The organism is Ralstonia mannitolilytica, assembly GCF_000954135.1.
GTDB lineage: Bacteria > Pseudomonadota > Gammaproteobacteria > Burkholderiales > Burkholderiaceae > Ralstonia > Ralstonia mannitolilytica.
Genome location: NZ_CP010799.1, coordinates 1628400 through 1649551 on the forward strand (window position 1 = coordinate 1628400; position 21152 = coordinate 1649551).

Genomic DNA, 21152 nt, shown 5'->3' on the forward strand with positions numbered 1-21152 from the left:
CGTGCCGGTGCCCGCCGGCGGAACAATGGGCTCCCTTTGTGCGCGTATGCGTGCCAAAGGTTTCCGGCCCCAGCCACGAAACGGGCCGGGTGCGATTGCTGATGCAGCGAACGGCTTTGACGACGGCCCGCGCTGACGCAGCCCACAGGTGGTTTTCCTTCCTCTCCAGCCGAAGGCCCGCGTGGCCTTCGGCGATTAGTCATTTCACTGATGCACCTCTGTGTCCCGGGATGTCCTTGCGAGGGCACATCACAGTGACATTCGACGTCCAAGCAGCACGGCGCTCGAAGGACAAAGGCTTGCGGCCTGCCGTGTGGCAAGGATGGCCGCCGGTGCGGCGCTGCGCTCGATTGGCTTGAAGCCCGCGCGCTCGAAGAACGGCGCAGCCGTCGTGGTCAGCAACCAGGCGTCGCGCCCGCCCTCGTCGAAGGCACGGCGCAGCAGCAGTGCGAACATTCCGCCGCCGATGCCGCGATGGCGTGCGTGTGGCAGCACCACCAGGGAGCGCACGAGCACGTCTCGGCCCAGGCGCTCGAAGCCGCCGTAGCCCACGCGCTCGCCGGACACCGTGGCATAGGCGAAGAAGCTGCGCCCTGGTTCGGCCAGGTCGTCCGTGGGAAGCACGGCCTCTTGCAAAGCCAGGGCGAGGTCCGGGTCGCTGCCGGCGATCGGCGTATCCACCAGCAGCGGCGAGCCATCCTCCTTGCGGTTCTCGCCCGCCGGTCGTTGCGGCAGCAGGTCGATCACCATGTCCGAGGGGCGGCACAGGCGCACGCCCGAGCGCGACACCACGATGGGCCGATTGATGAGGATCGGGTACGCCAGCATCTGATCGATCAACTGGTCGTCGCTCCAATGCGCGGCATCCAGGCCCAGTTCCTTGTAGGGCGTGCCCTTGATGCGCAACACATCCCGCACGCCCATGCCCATCCGCGCGATCAGCGCCTTCAAGGTCTCGCGGTCGGGCGGCGTCTTCAGGTACTCGATGACCGTGGGCTCGATGCCGCTGGCGCGGATCAGCGCCAGCGTGTTGCGCGACGTGCCGCAGTCCGGGTTGTGGTAGATCGTGACGGTACTCATGCCGGATGCCTCGCTGCGTTGCGCGGGGCCTGTTCGTACCAGGCGCGGGAACGGTTGACCACGCGCACCACCAGCAGCATCACCGGCACTTCGATCAGCACGCCGACCACGGTGGCGAGGGCCGCGCCGGAATGGAAGCCGAACAGGCTGATGGCCGCTGCCACTGCCAGCTCGAAAAAGTTGCTGGCACCGATCAACGCCGAGGGACACGCGATGTTGTGCTTCTCGCCGACCCTGCGGTTGAGCCAGTAGGCGAGGCCGGAATTGAAGAACACCTGGATCAGAATGGGCACGGCGAGCATGGCGATCACCAGCGGCTGTCGCAGGATGGCCTGGCCCTGGAAGGCGAATAGCAACACCAGCGTCAGCAGCAGCGCTGCGATTGAGAGCGGGCCGAGGCGCTCCAGCGCGCGGTCGAACGCGGCCTGTCCACGACGCAGCAGCGAGCGGCGCCACACCTGCGCGAGGACGACGGGGATGATGATGTAGAGCACCACTGAGGTCAGCAGCGTGTCCCACGGCACGGTGATCGCCGACAGGCCCAGCAGCAGCCCGACGATGGGCGCGAAGGCGAACACCATGATGGTGTCGTTCAGCGCCACCTGCGACAGAGTGAATACCGGGTCGCCGCCGGTCAGTCGGCTCCACACGAACACCATCGCTGTGCACGGTGCGGCGGCCAGCAGGATCAGGCCGGCGACGTAGCTGTCGAGCTGGTCGGCCGGCAGCCAGTCGGCGAAGACGTGGCGGATGAACAGCCAGGCCAGCAGTGCCATCGAGAACGGCTTGACCGCCCAGTTGACGAACAGCGTCACGCCGATGCCACGCCAGTGCTGGCGAACCTGGCCGAGCGCGCCGAAATCCACCTTGAGCAGCATCGGGATCACCATGACCCATATGAGCAGGCCGACCGGCAGGTTGACCTGGGCCACTTCCATGCGGCCGACGGCCTGGAACGCGCCAGGCGCGAGCTGGCCCAGGGCGATGCCGGCGACGATGCACAGCAGCACCCACACCGTCAGGTAGCGCTCGAAGATGCTCATCGAGAACGATGGCGTGGCGGCGACGGCTTCTGTCTGTACGGTCATCGTGCTACCTCACTGCTTGCCGATGACGCGCAGCTCATGCTGCAGCGACATGGCATCGAGCCGTTGGAGCGGCAGCGACAGGAACAGCTCGATGCGACGCTTGAGCGTCAACGCGGCGTCCATGAACGCCTTGCGCTGCTGTTCCTCGCTGCCTTCGACGGCGGCTGGATCGGGCACGCCCCAATGGGCCGACACCGGCTTGCCCGGCCATACGGGACACACCTCGCCAGCGGCGTTGTCGCAGACGGTGAAGATGAAATCGAACACCGGCGCACCGGGCGCCACGAATTCGTCCCAGCTCTTGCTGCGGTAGCCGGTCGTTGGCAGGCGCAGGCGCTCCAGCGTGGCGAGCGCCAGCGGGTGGATTTCGCCCTTGGGGTGGCTCCCCGCCGAGTAGGCGCGAAACCGTCCCAGGCCCAGTTCGTTGAGGATGCCTTCGGCCAGGATGGAACGCGCCGAATTTCCGGTGCAGATGAACAGCGCGTTGTAGGTGGTTTCAGTCGTCATCGATGCCTCGCGTCAGCAGCAAGAAGCAGCCCGTTTCGCGGCGGCGCGACTGTCACTCGGCGCGCAGCAAGCTGGAGCTGTGCTCGGCGCGGGCGGCGGCGCTTCGTTGAACACGGGGATGTTGCCCAGCGTGTGGAAATGCTCCCAGGCCACGCCCTGCGGGTCGGTGACCCAGTGCTTCTCACTGCGTGCATAGCAGCAGGTCGTGGTGCCTTCGTCGAGCAGCGCCATGTCGGCAGCCTGCGCGCGGGCCTTCAGGGCGGTGAGTTCGTCGGCGTCATCGGTCTGGATGCCCAGGTGGTCGATGCCCGGCTTGCTGCCGCGCGTGGAGATGGCGAAGTTGACCGGCGGGTCTTCGAGCATCCACTTCGCGTAGTCGGCCTCGATGCGAGCCGGCTGCGCGGCGAACAGTTGGGAATAGAAGCCGATGCTGCGATTCAGGTCATCGACGTGCAGGTGGACGTGGAAGCGTTTCATGGAGGTTCCTTTCAGCAGGAGGCGCAGGCACGGGTGGATTCATTGGCCTCGCACACGCCACCTTGGCAGCAGTGCTCGGTCAGGTAGCCGAGCAGCCTGTTCATGTGGGCGAAGTCGGCGCGGTAGATCAGGTTGCGGCCCTGTTGCTCGATGGTGACGAGGCCGGCATGGGCCAGCTCCTTCAGATGGAAGGACAGGGTGTTGCGGGCCACGTCGAGCTGGTCGGCCAGGACGCTGGGCGTGAGCCCTTCGGGGCCGGCGACGACCAGGGCGCGGAACACGCGAAGGCGCTGGGTGTGGGCCAGGGCGCCCAGGGCGGAAACGGCTTGGGTCTCGTTCATGGTTCAATAATACAACATCTATTGAATAATTGTGCAAGCACATCGCAATAGAGGACCGGGCGCGCCCGACCCCAATCGGGGACGCCACTGCGCCCGATTGCTGCGTGACGCGGCTATCTGATAGTCCGAAGCTCACCCTCATGCGTTGCTGACCGTCGTCAGCGGCATGCCCTGGCAGTCCCGGTCTTCAAGACTGCAACGCGGTTCGCCGCGTTGACCGATCCAGTCCGCTTCGCATCGCCCACCGCGGACGCTCGCCGGCCTGGCGACGATGCACTTTTCTCAACCACCCGAGGGGAACTCCATCCTCTACGGGATGCGTGCTCCTCGACCCACCAAGGAGCACGGCATGTCTGAACCTTCCGCATCTTCCTCTGCAACCGCAGTACGCAGTGGTGCGCTGGCGCTGGCCTGGACCGGCAAGCGTCTGCCGCTACAGGTGCTGCGCAGCGCGGCCGGCCACTACATCGGCACGCAAGACGACGAAGGCCCGGTATCGCGGGAGTCCGTCGAGTATTTCCCGACCCACCTCGCAGCACAGCGTGCCCTGGATACCCATGCCTGGACACAGCGCGCTCACCCCTGATTCCCACCCTTCAAGGAGTTCTCTCATGAATCTGTCTTTACCCGAAGACGTGCTCAATCAGATGGCGCTGGAACAGGCGCACTTCGACGCTGCACCGCAAGCCTTCTTCGAGGCCTGGAAGCGCGGCGCGCAGATCGCCGGCCACGAGTGGTTCGGCGACGGCACACGCGAAGGTCTGCAGCGTGCCACGACCAAGTGGGACCTGCGGCCCAACATGCTGATGCTCAACGACGCCCTGGGCGTGCTGAGCAGCGGTCAACGCATGTTCCTGTCCGCGATGGTGAGCTTCTACAACTCCCGCGAGGGCGGCGCGATGCTCAAGCGTTGCGGCTTCGAGGGGCTGTCCGACTTCGGCGGCCTCGATCTGGAACGGCGCCAGGTCATCGCTGACCTCACGCTGCACTACAACGGCTGGTGAGCCGCGCCTGGCAACCCACCGTCCTTTCATCCCACCCCACGAGGGACATGCGTCCCCGTTCGGGGCCATGTCCCTCCTTCCTTTCGCAGGAGCGGCCATGTCCCGAATCACCATCTTCCACTGACCTGCACCGCCCGGCGCCAGGGCGGCCCGACGCCGCGGCCGGCTGACCGGTTGCCACTTCATCCACTCGCTGGGGTTCAATCCCCGGCAGGGGATTGCCTCGGCCATCCTCTGCTGGAGGAATCCCATGTCTCATTCCAAAAACCCCTTCGTCCGCGGCTACGATGGCCTGTCCGTGCAGCGGCTGCTGGCGATTTCCTACGACGACGACTGCCCGCTGAGCTATCTGCCGCTGCACGTCTCGCAGTCGCACCTGCCGGACAGCCAGGTCGAGCGCCATGCCTGCGTCTTCTGCGACGACTTCGCGCTGATCACCGAGGGCCAGAACGTGCCGCCCGAGCTGGACGCGCAGTGCCCCAGCCACGGTATCGCCCGAAACCTCGTCTACGCCGTCATGGCCGAAGAAGCCGGCCAGCCGCTGCACGTCGGCGATACCTACTCCGAGGAAGCCGCGCGCGAGGTGGTACGCCGCCTGCGCTTCGAGACCGGGTTCTACAGCCGTGCTTGGGAAATCAGTTCGGCGCATATCACCGAGGAGGCCGGCCGCTTCCTCGCCGAACTGGCGGACATCGCCACGCCGAGCGGTTTTTTGTTCGTGGCCTTCCGCATTCCCTACAGCCCGGCGGTCGGCGTGAAGCTGATCGCCACGCCCTGGACGGATGCGAACCTGCAGCATGTCGAGGGCATCACCGCCGAAGAGCTGCGGCAGGAGCACCGGGCCAAGGGCGTGCCGGAGTCCCTCGTGGAAGTGTTGCACCTGGCTGCGCTCGCCGACGTGCGGCTGCTGATCTTCGATGCCGACGCGCCCGTGCTGGACGGACTGACGCTCTACGACGACGAGTAACCCGCAACCCATTCGAGCCCCCACGTCGGGGCTCTTCTTTTTCGCGGAACGCGGTGCCGGCGCATTGCCGATTCCCAACGGACGGCCGCCGCCATGTGCCGCACGCTGGCCGCATGTTCGCTGGCGTTGCCGGCAGCATGCCCAGGCAGTCGAGACCTTCGAGACTGCGGCGCGGTTCGCCGTGCTGGTCGTTTCTTTCGCCGGATGCATACCGCGTCCATCCACCTCACCCTCAAGGGACAGACCTCCCTTGCGGGCGGGAGTCCCTTGGTTGCCACAAGGAGTCTCCCATGGATACCCAAGCCATCCGCGCACAGATGCCGACGCTCGTTGTCGGTCATGTGCCTTCCAACGTCCGTTCGTTCAAGTTCAACATCTTCGACGGCCAGCCCAAGGTTTCGACGCTGGGCTTTCATATCGACCCGAAGCCTTTCGAGGGCAAGGTCATCGCCACCACCGACGAGGCCATCGTCGTCAAGACGGGACGAGCCGAGTTCGCGGTGCTCGATCGCACGCTCGTGACCGAAGTGCCCGACGAGGGCGCCAAGGTGCAGGTCGAACCCTATGTCAGACGCCGCTTCGACGGTCAGCGGGCGGACACGCCCGAGGAGCAGACCGAGTTCACCGCCGACGGCCAGCCCTACACGGTGAAGCGGTTGGTGCTCGGGTCCGCACCGGCGAAGCTGCCGATTCCCAAGCCCCGCTGCCCCGAGCTGCAAGAACTGGTCGACCAACTGGAGCAGTTGCCCGCTCCCGACGGTTTCCGGCGCGTCACCCACATGCTGGTGGATGCCGGCGCGCGGGACATCACCTGGGTCGATCCGCTGCCCGCCGACATCATCCGCACGCCACCGGCCATCGGCTTCACCGTCGCCACGATGAAGTTCCAGGGTCGCGTCACCGTGCTGTATGAGCGTGGCCTCGACCTCTACGCGGTGGAGCTGCACCGCGCCGGCGAGCTGGTCGAACGGGTCGATGAGGTGTTCTTCGACACCCTCGGCGAGACGCTGGAACGGCTGATCGACGACGGGAGCTGGAGACGCATCCGCGTGCAGTGCCTGTCGGGTCGCAAGGCTGTCCGGCACTGACCTCCCAGCAGCTTCCCGCCTTCGCGGCGGGAAGCCTCTCTTCCTGCCTCCCTGGAGATCACACCCATGACTGTTCGATTCAAAGGCACGGAGCTGCGGCCCGTGCTCGCCGAAGCGGTGGCGAATCAGTGCCGCGTCATCTTGGTCAAGGATCACGGCGTGTACTTCCTGGCCGAGCGCGGCGAGCGCCGACCCGATGGTCGCCAGAAGACCATCGCCTATGCCGCCGGCTGCAACCCGGATGTCGATGCGTTCGATGGCTGGTGGGGGCTGGCGCGCGCCGAGTTCGGTGGCGACGACTTCGGCGAGTTCTTCGATCCGCAGGAGGGCGTGTTTGCGCGCATCCTGCACAGCGAGGACGACCTCGACGTGTCCGCCACCGCGACACACCTGTCGCTGCAGGCGGTTCCTTCCACGCCCAGCGGCAACTGACCGCCCATCCCTGGCCCCCGCTCCGGGGGCCTCTTTCTTCCCGGCAATGCGGACAGCCGCGAGTGCCGATTGCCGCTCGCCTGCGCGCCATCCCGGCGCCACGCTTCCGGCCATGTTCCGCTGACGTCCGTCAGCGACATGCCCAGGCAGCCACGATCTTCAAGGCTGCGACGCGGTTCCGACCGCGTTGATCACTCCAGTTCGCACCGGCATCCATGCGCGAACGGCCATCGGTTCTCGATGGCGATGCCTCCAAGCTGTTCCATCAACCCACGCGGGGGTTCCACACCTTCCCCGCCTTGGGTCGGGTGTGTCTCCGCCTCATTGTTCCCAGGAGATTCACCATGACCACTTCCACCGAAAAGTCCTACTTCGATCTGCACATCACCGGCCTCGGGTATCTCAATCGCATCCGCGAAGTGAAGCCCAAGAAGGGCGATGCGTTCCTGGCCTGCGACATCGCGGCTCTGAACGGTCCCAGCGACGACGTCTCGTATGTGCGTTTCGACACGCGCGTATCGGGTTCGGAAGCGCAGCACCTGGTGCGCCGCTGCATTCAGGCGGTCGACGCCGAGAAGAAGGTGATGATCGGCTTCCGCTTGGGCGACCTGTGGACCGACACCTTCACCTACTCCAAGGGGAAGCGTGCCGGCGAGCAGGGTGTGAGCCTCAAGGCCCGCCTGCTGTTCGTCAGTTGGATCAAGGTCGACGGCAAGCTCGTCTACAAGGCCGAACCCAAGCCGACCGAGACCGACGAGCGCGACCCGGAAGTCCCTGTGACGTCCGACGCGCCCGCCGCGCAGCAAGCCTCGGCACCGGAGCCTTCCAGGCCCGTCGCCGATGCTGCCGACGACGCTGCCGATGCCCCCGCATTGGCCGTTGCCGAGTCGTTCTGATCCGCAAGGCCCCATCCCCGGGGCCTTGTCTTCTCTTCGTCCGCAGGAGACCTTCATGATCACCATTCCCGGCCAACTGGCCATCAAGACCATCCACGGCAGGAACGGCGACTTCAACGTCGGCCGCCTGGCGACCTCGATCGGCGAGTTCGTCGTGAAGAACGCCGAACTCGATCAGTACCGCGAGGGCAAGTACGACGGTGATTTCGTCATCGTCGAGATTCGCCCCTCCACGTACAACGCCAACGGCCGCATGGTCATCGAGATCCGCGCCCATTTGGGCGGGATGACCCTGTCCAACATCGACGCCCTGAGCCGCGACGAAGCCCGCCGGCTGAGTCCGCAGGAAGTCGATCCAATCGACGAGGAAGCGCAGGCGCCCGCGCCGGCAACGCCCCCGGCCAAGCCGAAGGCGAAGCCGCGCAGTCCGCGCGATCCCCTGGTCGATACCACGCCGTTCGGCAGCGAACCGGCTCCCGTGTCCGCTGCGGCCTCGGCCGAGGCAGACGACGCGGCGCTGTTCGGTGCCTTGTGGCCCCTGGGCGAGACCGTAAAGCTCGATGCGACCGTGGATCGTCGTGTGCTGCGTCAGCAGCGCGACCGTCTCGACAAGCTGGGCTACGAGTTCGCTCCGCTGTCCCAGGACTGGCACCTCCAAGCTGCCTGATCCATCCGCCGCCTTGCGCGGCATTCCGCCACCCGCCGGGGTTCTCCCCCGACGGGGAGGGCTCCGGCCTTTTCTTCAAGGAGACCCTCATGGGCTGGACCTTCGTTCGTCAGACGCGCGATCAGTTGATCCGCGAGCTGCTCGCTCCGCAGGCGTCCGAACGCGCTTGCTGCGAAGTCATCGACCACACGCTGGACGGCGACGTTCTGTGGACCGTGGTTCGCGTCACCGCCAGGCAGGCGGGCGTCATGGGCCTCGCGGCCGGTGAGTCCGTCTGCTACATCGGCTGCCATCTGCTGGAAAGCTCGGGCGGCGATTGGGGCTACAAGTCCCTCGATGAGTCCGTGCATCCGTACTACTACTCGTGCCCGCTGCGCTATCTCGACATGGCGCCGGTGCAAAGCTTCGAGTGGCGCGAGCGGGTTCACCGCTTCCACGCGGGCCGCGCTGTCTAGCGGCACGCATCTTCCTTCACCCAACCGGGGCGAGCATGGCCCCGCGGGCTGTGGTTGCTCCTTCATTTCCAAGAGGACATCACCATGCCTGCACCTTCTTCCGCGAAACCGCTGTACCGCATCGACGAATGCCCCGACCTCATGGCCGACGGTTGCGTCGGTGACGAGCAGGGCAATCTCGTCTTTCTCTCGATCTGGGCGCGCGACACCGCCGTTCAGGAGTTCCTCGCCCGCCTGACCCTCGGCCGGGATGAACAGGGACTGGATCAGTTCCACGTCATCACCGAGCAGGGCGCATCCATCCCGGTCTTCGTCGGCAACGTCGAGAACCTGGAAAAGCGCATCACCCGCGCCTATCGGCGGACGCTGTTCGGTTCGCTGACGAATGTGTGGCTGTTCGACCGTCGCTGCGTGAAGCCAGACAAGGCCAATGCCAGCGCGCTGGCGCTTCTGCCCAGGGATTCCGCTCACCGGCTCGACCGGCTGTGGACGCTGGTGCAGGACACCTGCCCGCTGCCACTGCTCGACCACTGGCGCGACACCGTGCTGGAGCTGTTGCAGACACGGCGGATGCTGACCGGTCTTCCCTTGGCCCTCGGGCCGCTGGAAGGCCATCGGCTGGCCCTCGATGTCCCGGCGCTGACGAAGGCGCTGGGCGAGCTGATCCGCAACGGCACCCTCGGTGCCACGCAGTACGAACTGGCCGCGAACGCACCGCTTCGGCGTGTGGCGTGAGCCATCCCCACGGGCATGCGCGCCGCGCGTGCCCGCCTTCCCTCATCCATCATCAGGAGAAATCCATGGCACTCATGTTTCCGCGCCTGGCGCGCAATTTCATTCGTAACGGCTACTTCCCCACCGACGAGCCGACGCTGGAGCGGGCCTTGTCCGCACTGGCGCCGTCTCCCGGCTCCATGTCCATCCTCGATCCCTGCGCCGGCGAAGGCGTGGCGATTGCCGAAGCCGCCCACGCCCTCGGGCGCGAGCAGGTCCAGGCCTTCGCCGTCGAGTACGACGCCGAGCGTGCCCGCCACGCACGGCAACTGGTCGATCGCTGCATCCACGGTGACCTGATGGACTCGCTGATCTCGCGCCAGTCCTTCGGGCTGCTGTGGCTGAACCCGCCGTATGGCGACCTGAGCAAGGACGTGAACGGCAACATCGGCTATCAGGGCCAGGGCCGTGCGCGGCTGGAAAAGCTGTTCTATCAGCGCGCGCTGCCGCTGCTGCAGTACGGTGGCGTGCTGATCTTCATCGTGCCGTCCTACGTGCTCGACGCCGAGCTGGTCGGATGGCTGACGCGCCACTTCGCCGACCTGCGCATCTACCGTGCGGTGGAAACGCAGTTCAAGCAGGTGGTGATCTTCGGTCGCAGGATTCGTCAGCGCGACCAGGCATCGGATTCGGTCAAGGCCACCCGCGGTCTGCTGCTGCAGATCGGACAGGGCGACGCCGAAGCCGAGGAGCTGCCGCTCGAATGGCCGTTCCTGCCGTACACCGTCCCTGCCAGCCCGGCCGAGCCGGAGCACTTCTATCGCGTGACGATGGAGCCCGAGCAGTTCGCCGATGAAGTCGGCCGGCTGCAAGGACTCTGGCCGGCGCTCGATACGCACCTGGGGGGCGCGCAGCAGTCGCTGCGTCCACCGGCGCGGGCCTTGTCCCACTGGCATCTCGCTCTGGCCTTGGCCGCGGGCGCGATCTCGGGCGTCGTGACCTCGAAGAGCGGCAGAACGCTCGTCGTGAAAGGTGATACCCATAAGGAGAAGACTCTCCAGACGGAGTACACCGAGCGCGACGACGGCTCCGTGGCCGAGACACGCATCCTCACCGACAAGTTCGTGCCGGTCATCCGCGCCTGGGACATGACACCGGGCTCCGCCACGCGGGGCGAGGTGTTGACCATCCGCTGATCGTCGTTCCCCGACGGCAAGCCGCCAGTGCTTCGCCGCCTTCTTTGTCCACTCACCGGGGTCATGTCGCCCCGATGGGGCGCCGTGGCCTCTTTTCCCTGAAGGAGAAATCACCATGGCACTCGCTGTTCTCAATCTCGTCTCGCAACCACGGTTCCCATCCGGGCAAGTGGTCATGACCGCCGGCATCAACGATCTGGTCCAGCAGGGCCAGTTCAATCCGGTGCCTTATCTGCGTCGCCACCTTCGTGGTGACTGGGGCGATCTCGACGACTGCGACCGGCGTTCCAACGATGCCGCGTTGAAGTCCGGAGACCGCTTGTTCTCGTCCTACCAGGTCACGCCGACCTTGAAGCTCTGGATCATCACCGAGTGGGACCGCAGCGTCACCACGCTGCTGCTGCCATCCGAGTACTGATCGTCCTCTGACGGCTCGGCCGTCTTTCTCTTCCCACCCCTGGGGCATGCCATCGCCCCGCAGGGGTCGGTGCATGCCCCATTTCCATTGGAGCATCACCATGTCACTCGATCTCGAAACTGTTCCCGCGGCTGTTTCCGATGCCTCGCCCGTGCAGGGCGACCTGCTCGAAGCCGCATCTTCTCCGCTCACCCTCAGCCTGCAGGACTTCGTATCGGAGTTCGGCGACGAGCTGCTCGATTCGCTCAACCGCGCCAATCCTCCGGTCTACACCGGCCAGGTGCGGGTGCATCGGCAACTGATCCTCGCCGCGCTCAAGCGCAAGCTGTTCCCGGCGCAAGCCGATGTGGTCCACGCCGTCACCGAGCTGTTGGTCGATCGTGGCGAACGCGCCGCGATCGTCAATGGCGAGATGGGCTGCGGCAAGACGACGGTGGGTATTGCCACCGCCGCCGTGCTCAACGCCGAAGGCTACCGCCGTACCTTGGTTCTGTCTCCGCCGCACCTGGTCTACAAGTGGCGGCGCGAAATCCAGGAGACGGTGGCCAGTGCCAAGGTCTGGGTGCTCAATGGCCCGGACACGCTGGTCAAGCTGCTGAAACTGCGAGAGCAGTTGGGCGTGCCGGCCCAGGGCCAGGAGTTCTTCGTCCTGGGCCGCGTGCGGATGCGGATGGGGTTCCACTGGAAGCCTGTCTTCGTTCGGCGGCGCACGCCTCACGGCGACGTGGGGGCCTGCCCGGATTGCGGGCATGTCATCACCGACCTCGACGGCGAGCCGATCAATCCGGTCGAGCTGGAAGCCGAGGAGTCCCGCCGCAAGTGCAGCCACTGCCGTGCACCGCTGTGGTCGTTGATCCGTCCCAGAGGCCTGTCCGCCAGCGACCAGTCCTCGACCGTGCTCAAGGCACTGAAGCGTATTCCAACCATCGGGGAAGTCACCGCGCAGAAGCTGATGCAAAAGTTCGGTGACGCCTTCCTCGCGTCGATGCTCGGGGACAACATCCACGAGTTCATCAACCTGATGGATGGCAACGGCGAGCTGGTCTTCTCGGACCGGCAAGCCCATCGGATGGAACGTGCGATGGCCAACATGGAGTTCGGCTTCGGCGAGGGCGGCTACCAGCCGTCCGAGTTCATCAAGAGGCAGCTTCCCCAAGGCACGTTCGACCTGCTCATCGCCGACGAGGCGCACGAGTACAAGAACGGCGGCTCCGCACAGGGCCAGGCCATGGGGGTGTTGGCGGCCAAGGCGCGCAAGACGCTATTGCTCACCGGCACGCTGATGGGCGGCTACGGCGACGACCTGTTCCACCTGCTGTTCCGAGCCCTTCCGGGGCGGATGATCGAAGACGGCTACCGGCCGACGAAGAGCGGCAGCATGACGTCGGCCGCGATGGCGTTCATGCGCGATCACGGCGTGCTCAAGGACATCTATTCCGAGAGCACCGGCACGGCGCACAAGACGGCCAAGGGCACCAAGGTATCGGTGCGCACGGTCAAGGCGCCGGGTTTCGGTCCCAAGGGCGTGCTGCGTTGCGTCCTGCCGTTCACGGTCTTCCTCAAGTTGAAGGACATCGGTGGCAATGTGCTGCCGCCCTACGACGAGGAGTTCCGCGAAGTCGCGATGGACACGGCGCAAGCTGCGGCCTACCGCGATCTGGCGGGTCGGCTGACCCAGGAGCTGAAGCAGGCCCTGGCGAAGCGCGACACGACGCTGCTGGGTGTGGTCCTCAACGTGCTGCTGGCCTGGCCGGATTGCTGCTTCCGGTCGGAGACGGTGGTGCATCCACGCACGCGCAACACCCTGGCCTTCGTCCCGGCTCAGTTCAACGAGCTGGAGGTGATGCCCAAGGAGCGCGAGCTGATTGATATCTGCAAGCAGGAGAAAGCAGAAGGTCGCAAGACCCTGGTCTACACGGTCTACACCGGCACGCGCGACACCACGTCGCGCCTGAAGGTGCTGCTGGAGCAGGAAGGCTTCAAGGTGGCGGTACTGCGCGCGAGCGTGGATGCCTCCCGCCGGGAAGACTGGATCGCCGAGCAGTTGGACCGCGGTATCGACGTGCTCGTCACCAATCCCGAACTGGTGAAAACCGGCCTGGACCTGTTGGAGTTCCCGACGATCGTGTTCATGCAGTCGGGCTACAACGTGTATTCGCTGCAGCAGGCCGCACGCCGTTCATGGCGTATCGGTCAGAAGCAGTCGGTGCGCGTGATCTACCTCGGCTACGCCAACTCCTCGCAGATGACCTGCCTGGGGTTGATGGCCAGGAAGATCATGGTGTCGCAGAGCACGTCGGGAGACGTGCCCGAATCCGGGCTGGATGTCCTGAACCAGGACGGAGACTCGGTGGAAGTGGCACTGGCGCGGCAGTTGGTGCATTGAGATTGTTTCACTCTTGGTCGGCCCCTTCGGGGGCCGAATTCTTGTCTTCGGTCGTTGCCGCAGTCGCTATTTCAGGGGAGCGTTTCAGAAAACAAAAAAGCGCGGCCGTAGTAGTGCCGGTCAATGCCAGCATCGGCCATCGCCAGCTTCTCCCAGCGTTCCTTGATAAGGCTGGTCGGCGCATCGGCGGGCACCATGCGATTTGGGATCAGATCCGACGGACTCGCTACGCAACTTCTTAGATTTCGTTTGATCTATAACATGCAGTAAGATATATAACTCATTACCAACCCCTTGGCGATAAAGGAGTCCGTGCTTGAGCTTTCTCGCGCTGTTCATCAGCCTGCCCACCAAGGCATCGACCGGCCGCATGCGCGTCTGGCGCTCCGTCAAGGCGCTGGGCTGCGCGACGCTGAGGGATGGGGTCTATCTGCTGCCCGACTCGGCTGATAGCGCTACGGCGCTGGACGAAGTGGCGGCGCAGTCGGTCGAGGCCGGGGGCAGCGGCGAGGTCTATCGCCTGTCGGAGTGTGAGGAAGCCCAGGAGGCCGCCCTGCGCGCCCTGTTCGACCGCGGCGAGGAGTACGCCGGCATCGCCGAGGAGATTAAAGAACTCGGGCGGAGCCTGGCATCCCTGGATGGTGCCGCCGCCGCGCGCAAGCTCCAGCCACTCGTGCGCCGCTTCGAGCAGGTGGCGCGCATCGATTTCTTTCCCGGCGAGGCGCAGCGGCAGACCTTGAGCCTGCTCGACGACCTGCGCGACGCGCTCACCCGCCGGCTTTCTCCCGACGAGCCGACCCCTCGGCAGGCTGACATTCCGCGAATGGAGCGCGCCGACTATCGGGGCCGTGTCTGGGCCACGCGGGCCCGTCCGTGGGTCGACCGGCTTGCCTCGGCCTGGCTGATCCGGCGGTTCATCGACCCGAACGCCCGCATCGTCTGGCTGGCGAGCCCCGCCGACTGCGAAGCCGATTGGCTGGGCTTCGATTTCGACGGTGCGACGTTCAGCCACGTCGGTACCAAGGTCACCTTCGAGACGCTGCTGGCGAGTTTTGGCCTGGAGGACGACCCGGCGCTGACGCGCCTGGGCGAACTGGTGCATTGCCTGGACGTGGGCGGACTGCCGGTACCGGAAGCGCCGGGCATCGAGCAGCTGCTCGCGGGCCTGAGAGCATCCGAATCCGACGACGACGCGCTGCTCGTTCGCGCGTGCGAAGTTTTTGATTGGCTGTTGAAGAGTTACGAGGAAAAAACAACGTGAACGCCCTGACCAGTCCTCAGACGGATGCTACGACTGAAGCCGTCCCTCCAGCGATGAGCTACCTGCAGCTCTTCGTCCGCTTTCTCAAGTTCGGCTTGCTCGCATGGGGCGGGCCTGTAGCTCAGATCGCCATGTTGCGCCGCGAGCTCGTGGACGAGGAACGCTGGATCTCCAGCAAACGCTTTAACAAGCTGCTTGCGGTGATGCAAGTACTGCCCGGACCCGAAGCACACGAAATATGCGTTCATTTGGGCATCCGAGCCAAGGGGCGGCTGGGGGGCGTACTGGCGGGACTCGGGTTCATGCTTCCCGGATTCTTGCTGATGTTCGCGTTGTCTTGGTTGTACTTCCAGATTGAATTCGTGGGCACCGCGCTGGGCGCGGCATTCTTTGGCGTGCAGGCGGCCGTGATCGCACTGATCGTGCGCGCCGTGCACCGCATCGGCGAGCACATCCTGCTCGATCGCTGGTTGTGGGCCATTGCCATCGTTTGCGCGCTGGCAGCCATAGTTCGTGTCGACTTTTGGATCACCCTGCCGGCGGGTGGGCTTGTGTACGCCCTGCTCGTGCTCAAGCATCGGGCCTCAGCACTGCTAGTGACGCTGGCAGCGGTGGCGCTGGCCACGGCCATGGCATTTTGGGCTGAGCCAACAGCAAAGCTGGTAGAAACGGTCGTTCAGGGCCAAGCCTCGGTGTTGCTCATCTTCGCCTCGGGCCTCAAGGCCGGCTTGCTCACCTTCGGCGGCGCCTACACGGCGATTCCGTTCGTTCGCAACGACGCCGTCGGGCGCGGGTGGATGACGGATGGGCAGTTCCTGGACGGCCTGGCGCTGTCCGGTGTGCTGCCGGCACCGCTCATCATCTTCGCGACGTTCGTCGGCTATGTGGCGGGAGGGCCGATCGGGGCGGTGGCCATGACGATGGGGGTCTTTCTTCCGGCCTTTGCGTTCTCGCTGATCTTCTACGACCGGCTGGAGGCGGTCGTGGAGAACAAACGGCTGCATGCCTTTCTGGATGGCGTCGCGGCCGGCGTAGTCGGCCTGATCGGCGCAACCACCATCGACTTGGCGCAGGTCACTGCTGAACGTGTCCCATCGTTGACGGTGGGCATGTCGATCTTCGCCGCAGCCTTGGCATTCCTTTATGCCTGGAAGAACAAGCTCAACGTCGTCGTCGTGATCCTCGCGGCTGGATTGGCGGGGTGGCTGGTGTTTCCGAACCAAGGCTGAACCTGATCGAACCAGCCTTCGTCGCGCCGTTCTTACCTACCTTGTTTGAGGAAACCAAGATGCCTTACGAACTGAAACCTCTTTCATGCGATCCGGCCAAACTCACCGGCCTGTCCGAGAAACTCATCGTCAGCCACTGGGAGAACAACTACGGCGGGGCGGTGAAGCGCCTCAATGCCATCGAGCAGCGCCTGGCCGAATTGAACTGGGCCAGCGCCCCGGTGTTCGAGATCAACGGCCTCAAGCGCGAGGAGATGATCGCCAGCGGTTCGATGATCCTGCACGAGGTGTACTTCGATTCCCTCGGCGGCACGGGGGGCGACCCCGACGGGGCGCTGAAAGCGGCCATCGAGCGGGACTTCGGCTCCGTGGACGCCTGGCGCACCGAGTTCACGGCCATGGGCAAGGCCCAGGGCGGCGGCTCCGGCTGGACCCTGCTGGTGTGGAGCCCGCGCCGCAGGCGTCTCGTGAATGCCTGGGCCGCCGACCACGCCCACAACCTGGCCGGCGCCACGCCGCTGATCGCCCTCGACATGTACGAGCACAGCTACCACATGGACTTCGGCGCCAAGGCCGCGGCCTATGTGGACGCCTTCATGCAGAACCTGTCCTGGACGGCGGCCGAGGCCGCATTGGCCAACGTGGAGGGCTGAATGAAGCACGCCACTACCTCTGCATCGTTCTCGCATGAACCGATCAGCAGGCCGACGCCGAATGGGGGCGGCGCGCGTCGAGCCGTGCAGTGCCTCGCGCGGTCGATCGGCCTCGTGCTCCTGAGCCTGCTGGGGGTGGGGGCGTCATACGCCGACGTTCTGCCTGCACCTCGACAGTTGTCTCCCCATGCCTGGGCCTGGATCGGTCCCTATGAGGGCCCGAGCACGGCCAATCGGGGTTTCCGCATGAATCTCGGCTTCGTAGTCGGCAAGGAGGCCGTGGCCGTCATCGACAGCGGCTATTCACCCGAAATGGCCGAGGCGATGCTGCGCCACATCCGCGCGCGCACCGCGCTGCCGGTGCGCTATGTGGTCAATACCAATTCGCAGCCCCATCGTTTTCTCGGCAACGATGTCTTCCGCCGGGCCGGTGCCCATATCCTCGCCGGCCGGGAGGCGGCCGAGCGCATGGGCCGCGACGGCGCCATGATGGCCGGCGCGGCGGCGGGCATTCTCGGCATCGCCGAATGGCCCGTGCCGGCCGCACCGGACCGATTGCTTGGCGCGGGCGAGTCCGTCGATCTGGATCTCGGCGGCGGCATCGTGCTGCGCTTGCGCCACGCCGGCACGGCCCATACCAAGGGAAGCCTGGTGGTGCAGGTGCTTCCGGACCGCACCGTGTTTGCCGGCGACATCCTGTACGGCGGCCGAGTGCCGGCCCTGATTCCGGATGGCAGCGTCAAGGGCTGGCTGGAAGCCTTCGATGCGCTGCGCGCCCTGGACGGCGCCATCTTCGTGCCCGGGCATGGCGAGCCCGCGCCGCTCGCCGCCTTCGAGCATCCAACCCGCGACTACCTGGCACGCATCAAACGCCACATGGACGATGCGGTGAAGAAAGGCACCGACATTGAATCGGCGAAGTCGGGCTTCGACGCCTCGGCCTGGCAATCGCTGGCCAACTTCAAGGAGCTGAACGGCCGCAACGCCTATCAGGCCTATCAGGAAAGCGAAGCCGACGGCTTCTGAACAGGAGACGACCCCGATGAAATGGGTCACCCGCGAACGCCCCAAGATCGACCGTATCGCCTGCCCCTGGCTGGTAACGCGCTTCATCGACGAGGCCCCCGAGTTCCTCTACGTGCCGGCTGGCGAGGTCCTGAAGGTCGCCGTCGACACCGGCGCGATTCCCTATGACGTGCCGAATGTCGAGCTCGGCCACCATGGCGACCGCTGCAGCTTCGATGCCTTCATCGACAAATACGAACTCGACGACCCGGCCCTGAACAAGCTGGCGCTCATCGTGCGCGCCGCCGATTGCGGCCAGCCCCAGCTCGCGAAGGAGGCAGCCGGCCTGCTGGCCATCTCGAAAGGGCTGTCGCTCAACTTCGCCGACGACCACGAGATGCTGAAGGCAGGCATGGTGATGTACGACGCGCTCTACGCCTGGTGCGCCGACACGCCACTGAAGAAGGTCGCCCGCCTGCTTGGCTTGAAGTGATGCTGCTGCCCCCCGGAGCTGCGCCCGAGGCACGTCTGCTGCTGATCGGTCGGGCGCTGCGGGCCTTCACCGACGGTTTTGTGGCCATCCTGCTGCCGGTCTATCTGCTGGCCTTGGGGTTGGGCAAGTGGGAGGTCGGGCTGATCAGCACTGCCACCCTGTTCGGGTCGGCGCTGGCAACCCTGGCGGTCGGGCAGTGGGGGTATCGCTTCCCGCAGCGCCGGCTACTCCTCGCCGCCGCCTGGCTGATGGTCGCAACGGGTCTGCTGCTGGCCGGCCTGGGCGGCATCGGCGCCTTCTGGCCGCTGCTGATCGTCGCCTTCGTCGGTACGATGAACCCCAGCTCCGGCGACGTCAGCGTCTTCCTGCCGCTGGAGCAGGCGCGGCTGGCCGAATCGGCGCAAGGCGAGGCGCGCACCTTCCTCTTCGCGCGCTACACCTTCGTCGGCGCCTTGTGCGCCGCGGCCGGTTCTCTGGCGACGGCCATTCCGCAAACCCTGACGAATGCGGGCCTGGTGCAGCTCGACGCGCTGCGCCTCATGTTCGTCGCCTACGGGCTGACCGGCGTCGCGATCTTCCTTCTTTACCGCACGCTGCCGAACCATCCGGTCCACGCACAGGCGGCGCCGCCCGCACCACTGGGGCCTTCGCGCGGCATCGTGATCAAACTGGCCGCGCTGTTCTCGGTCGACGCCTTCGCCGGAGGACTGATCGTCAACACCTTGCTCGCGCTCTGGCTGTTCGAGCGCTTCGACCTCTCGCTCGCCGCCGCCGGCCACTTCTTCTTCTGGGCGGGGCTGCTCTCGGCAGGCTCCCAGCTCGCAGCGCCCTGGGTGGCGCGCCGCATCGGCCTCGTCAACACGATGGTGTTCACCCACATCCCGTCGAGCGTCTGCCTGATCCTCGCCGCCCTCGCCGAGAGTCTGCCGGTGGCGCTCACGCTGCTGTTCCTGCGCAGCGCCCTGTCGCAGATGGACGTGCCGACGCGCTCGGCCTTCGTCATGGCGGTAGTCACGCCGGCTGAGCGCGCCGCGGCGGCAAGCTTCACCGCCGTGCCCAGGAGCCTCGCGGCCGCGGTGAGCCCGGCCATCGGTGGCGCGCTGTTCGCCGCCGGCTGGCTGGCCGCGCCGCTGGTGGCCTGTGGCGCGCTGAAGATTGCCTATGACCTCGCGCTCTGGCGCGCCTTCCGACGGCACGGGGAGGCTACGCCGTGAGGCCGGTCCCCGCGCCCGATCCTGATGGGAAAGTCAGAAACACTTCAGTAGACCGGTCGCGAAGCTGGCCATAGATTGACGGCATCCGTCTGGAACGGTGCCGTCATGCGCATCCTGATCATCGAAGACCAGCTGCCGTGTCGGAGCGCCGAGTCACCGGAGCAACTTCGCCGGTTCATCGAGCGGATCGAACCGGTGCGGCCGCACTTGCCGGACCGGGCGGCGTCTTCAACGGCGAACCCGAGCGCCATCGCCACCGGCGAAATGACGGGCCCGAACCCGTCCTGACTTCCCTCGGAAACGGGGCGCCGCGCGTTTCGGATTTCCGGCATCCCGCGCAGCACGGTTCTGCAATGGTGAAGGCATCTCATCGCCATGGGGTGCCACATGCTGCCGTCTCTGCCTCGTTTCCTCTGCATCTTCGCCGTGCTCAGCGGCCTGCTGTCCGGCTGCACGACGACGCCGGCCACCTCTGACCGTATAGCAGCGCCGCCCGACGAGACAGCTTCGGAGCAGCGACTGGTGCCTGTGGCCCGCTACGGCCGCTACACCCTGGTCGAGCTGGTGCCGGAACCTGCGCAGCGTGATCTCTTGCAGCAGGCGGTGGAGGTCTCGATTCCGCCCATGCTCGATGCCAGCGTGGGCGATGCCATGCGCCATGTGCTGCTGCGCTCCGGCTATCGGCTCTGCGATGCGGCCGAGGCCGCATCGCTCCACGCGCTGCCGCTGCCCGCCGCACACCTGCGCCTGGGCCCGCTGATGCTGCGCGATGCCTTGCTGACCCTTGCCGGCCCCGCCTGGGAGCTGTCGGTCGATGACTTGACCCGCCAGGTCTGCTTCAGCCGGCACGGTGCTCCCACCTTCCTTTCCGCCAATCCGCCGGGCACCGCCACGCCCGTGCCGGACGCCGACCGGCCCGAGGAGCTGCAGCCATGACCCTTCCCCAAGCGCCATCCGAGCGCGATTCCCGCACGCGCTGGCTCAAGATCGCCGCGGCCTTCTGGCTGCTGCTCATCAGTGCCGTGGCACTCATCAACAGCGTCGGCCTGTCGCGGCTCGCCGAACAGACCCAGAGCAGCGCACAGGATGCGCAGGTCAATGCGCTGGGCCTGCGCGTGGCCGATCTCGAACGACAGGTCGATGCGGACAAGCGCCGGCCGGCGCCGATCAGCCAGGCCGAATTCGCCAACGCGCGGCAGGCGCTGGACGAACGGATTACGCGCCTCGAAGAGGCCGATGAGGCGAGGGCCTTGGCCGTCGACCTGCAGACGCTGCTGGCGCGCGTGAACGCAATCGAAACCCGCCTTGAGAAAACCCGGCAGGTGGCATCCGCCGCTCGCCCGCGCACTCCGGTTGCGACGAAGCCCAAGGTGCCGGAGCCGCCGTTCCGTGTGCTCGGCGTGGAGCTGCGGGGAGGCGAGCGCTTTCTGTCGATCACCTCTACCGCCGCGGCCTCGCTCGCGGGCGCCCGGCTGCTGCGCGAGGGCGATGCCGAGGGCGGCTGGCAACTGCAGTCCATCGAGGCGCAGGCGGGCGTGTTCCAGGTGAACGGCCAGACGCAGCGCGTTGCGGTGCCGTAGG

27 protein-coding genes are annotated in these 21152 nt (G+C 66.0%); 21 read left to right on the forward strand and 6 right to left on the reverse strand.

The genetic code is table 11. The features are described from left to right. Positions 1-249 precede the first annotated feature (249 nt). From arsN2 to TK49_RS07760, 5 genes are read right to left on the reverse strand one after another with little or no spacing between them, the layout of a single operon-like run. The gene (gene arsN2 / locus TK49_RS24090) at positions 250-1080 is read right to left on the reverse strand and encodes an arsenic resistance N-acetyltransferase ArsN2 (RefSeq protein ID WP_082076298.1); all 831 of its coding nucleotides are present in this window, start codon (positions 1078-1080) and stop codon (positions 250-252) included. Continuing rightward, positions 1077-2168: an ACR3 family arsenite efflux transporter gene (gene arsB / locus TK49_RS07745; protein ID WP_011829936.1), complete on the reverse strand. Its 1092-nt coding sequence runs from the start codon at positions 2166-2168 to the stop codon at positions 1077-1079. The genes arsN2 and arsB overlap by 4 nt, the downstream gene beginning before the upstream one ends. 9 nt (positions 2169-2177) lie before the next feature. Further along, positions 2178-2675, reverse strand: coding sequence for an arsenate reductase ArsC (locus TK49_RS07750; RefSeq protein WP_045786181.1), 498 nt, complete (start codon positions 2673-2675; stop codon positions 2178-2180). 12 nt (positions 2676-2687) lie between these two features. Beyond that, positions 2688-3152: an ArsI/CadI family heavy metal resistance metalloenzyme gene (locus TK49_RS07755; protein WP_045786182.1), complete on the reverse strand. Its 465-nt coding sequence runs from the start codon at positions 3150-3152 to the stop codon at positions 2688-2690. Between the two features lie 11 nt (positions 3153-3163). After that, positions 3164-3493 carry an ArsR/SmtB family transcription factor gene (locus TK49_RS07760; protein WP_029578155.1) on the reverse strand — a complete coding sequence of 110 codons (330 nt, stop codon included), beginning with the start codon at positions 3491-3493 and terminating at the stop codon, positions 3164-3166. A 349-nt stretch (positions 3494-3842) separates the two neighbouring features. On the opposite strand from TK49_RS07760, the gene TK49_RS07765 reads away from it, so the two are divergent. From TK49_RS07765 to TK49_RS07820, 12 genes are all read left to right on the forward strand, one after another. After that, the gene (locus tag TK49_RS07765; RefSeq protein WP_010792170.1) at positions 3843-4079 is read left to right on the forward strand and encodes a hypothetical protein; all 237 of its coding nucleotides are present in this window, start codon (positions 3843-3845) and stop codon (positions 4077-4079) included. Between the two features lie 25 nt (positions 4080-4104). Further along, positions 4105-4497 carry a hypothetical protein gene (locus tag TK49_RS07770; RefSeq protein WP_045786183.1) on the forward strand — a complete coding sequence of 131 codons (393 nt, stop codon included), beginning with the start codon at positions 4105-4107 and terminating at the stop codon, positions 4495-4497. A 250-nt stretch (positions 4498-4747) separates the two neighbouring features. Next, positions 4748-5464 carry a DUF5983 family protein gene (locus tag TK49_RS07775; RefSeq protein ID WP_045786184.1) on the forward strand — a complete coding sequence of 239 codons (717 nt, stop codon included), beginning with the start codon at positions 4748-4750 and terminating at the stop codon, positions 5462-5464. A gap of 290 nt (positions 5465-5754) precedes the next feature. Continuing rightward, positions 5755-6552: a hypothetical protein gene (locus TK49_RS07780; RefSeq protein WP_004255057.1), complete on the forward strand. Its 798-nt coding sequence runs from the start codon at positions 5755-5757 to the stop codon at positions 6550-6552. Between the two features lie 66 nt (positions 6553-6618). Continuing rightward, complete coding sequence (locus tag TK49_RS07785; protein ID WP_045786185.1) at positions 6619-6984, forward strand: DUF3085 domain-containing protein; 366 nt, start codon at positions 6619-6621, stop codon at positions 6982-6984. Between the two features lie 344 nt (positions 6985-7328). Next, positions 7329-7880: an STY4534 family ICE replication protein gene (locus TK49_RS07790; protein ID WP_010792166.1), complete on the forward strand. Its 552-nt coding sequence runs from the start codon at positions 7329-7331 to the stop codon at positions 7878-7880. Positions 7881-7935: 55 nt separating this feature from the next. Beyond that, a complete protein-coding gene (locus TK49_RS07795; protein WP_010792165.1) occupies positions 7936-8547 on the forward strand; it encodes a DUF3275 family protein in 612 nt (203 codons plus the stop codon). An 89-nt stretch (positions 8548-8636) separates the two neighbouring features. Further along, complete coding sequence (locus tag TK49_RS07800; RefSeq protein WP_045786186.1) at positions 8637-9002, forward strand: hypothetical protein; 366 nt, start codon at positions 8637-8639, stop codon at positions 9000-9002. 84 nt (positions 9003-9086) lie between these two features. Next, positions 9087-9737, forward strand: a complete 651-nt coding sequence (locus TK49_RS07805; RefSeq protein ID WP_003141029.1) for a hypothetical protein — start codon at positions 9087-9089, stop codon at positions 9735-9737. A gap of 65 nt (positions 9738-9802) precedes the next feature. Continuing rightward, positions 9803-10912 (forward strand): DUF6094 domain-containing protein, encoded by a 1110-nt coding sequence (locus TK49_RS07810; protein ID WP_045786187.1) that lies wholly within the window; start codon positions 9803-9805, stop codon positions 10910-10912. A gap of 115 nt (positions 10913-11027) precedes the next feature. Beyond that, complete coding sequence (locus TK49_RS07815) at positions 11028-11330, forward strand: hypothetical protein (protein WP_033986560.1); 303 nt, start codon at positions 11028-11030, stop codon at positions 11328-11330. Between the two features lie 100 nt (positions 11331-11430). Then, a complete protein-coding gene (locus TK49_RS07820; RefSeq protein WP_033986562.1) occupies positions 11431-13716 on the forward strand; it encodes a helicase-related protein in 2286 nt (761 codons plus the stop codon). A gap of 71 nt (positions 13717-13787) precedes the next feature. On the opposite strand, the gene TK49_RS25080 is transcribed toward TK49_RS07820, so the two are convergent. Then, entirely contained in the window at positions 13788-13913 is a 126-nt protein-coding gene (locus TK49_RS25080; RefSeq protein WP_255321382.1) for a hypothetical protein, read from the reverse strand. Between the two features lie 119 nt (positions 13914-14032). Between TK49_RS25080 and TK49_RS07825 the strand changes: the two genes are divergently transcribed. The 9 genes from TK49_RS07825 to TK49_RS07865 all read left to right on the forward strand — a co-directional run bounded on the left by TK49_RS07825 (position 14033) and on the right by TK49_RS07865 (position 21151). Further along, a complete protein-coding gene (locus tag TK49_RS07825) occupies positions 14033-14977 on the forward strand; it encodes a chromate resistance protein ChrB domain-containing protein (protein WP_045786188.1) in 945 nt (314 codons plus the stop codon). Between the two features lie 53 nt (positions 14978-15030). Next, on the forward strand, positions 15031-16206 hold the full coding sequence (gene chrA / locus TK49_RS07830) for a chromate resistance efflux protein ChrA (RefSeq protein WP_045786189.1): 1176 nt from the start codon (positions 15031-15033) through the stop codon (positions 16204-16206). A gap of 59 nt (positions 16207-16265) precedes the next feature. Then, entirely contained in the window at positions 16266-16859 is a 594-nt protein-coding gene (locus TK49_RS07835; RefSeq protein ID WP_045786190.1) for a superoxide dismutase, read from the forward strand. Beyond that, complete coding sequence (locus TK49_RS07840) at positions 16860-17885, forward strand: MBL fold metallo-hydrolase (RefSeq protein WP_082076299.1); 1026 nt, start codon at positions 16860-16862, stop codon at positions 17883-17885. A 16-nt stretch (positions 17886-17901) separates the two neighbouring features. Beyond that, positions 17902-18357, forward strand: a complete 456-nt coding sequence (locus TK49_RS07845) for a chromate resistance protein ChrB domain-containing protein (RefSeq protein WP_045786191.1) — start codon at positions 17902-17904, stop codon at positions 18355-18357. Continuing rightward, complete coding sequence (locus TK49_RS07850) at positions 18357-19571, forward strand: MFS transporter (RefSeq protein WP_045786192.1); 1215 nt, start codon at positions 18357-18359, stop codon at positions 19569-19571. The genes TK49_RS07845 and TK49_RS07850 overlap by 1 nt, the downstream gene beginning before the upstream one ends. Before the next feature lie 105 nt (positions 19572-19676). Further along, a complete protein-coding gene (locus tag TK49_RS07855) occupies positions 19677-19859 on the forward strand; it encodes a hypothetical protein (RefSeq protein WP_033986571.1) in 183 nt (60 codons plus the stop codon). 99 nt (positions 19860-19958) lie between these two features. After that, on the forward strand, positions 19959-20507 hold the full coding sequence (pilL2, locus tag TK49_RS07860; RefSeq protein ID WP_045786193.1) for a PFGI-1 class ICE element type IV pilus protein PilL2: 549 nt from the start codon (positions 19959-19961) through the stop codon (positions 20505-20507). After that, complete coding sequence (locus TK49_RS07865; RefSeq protein WP_045786194.1) at positions 20504-21151, forward strand: hypothetical protein; 648 nt, start codon at positions 20504-20506, stop codon at positions 21149-21151. The genes pilL2 and TK49_RS07865 overlap by 4 nt, the downstream gene beginning before the upstream one ends. The last annotated feature ends 1 nt before the right edge of the window (position 21152 follow it).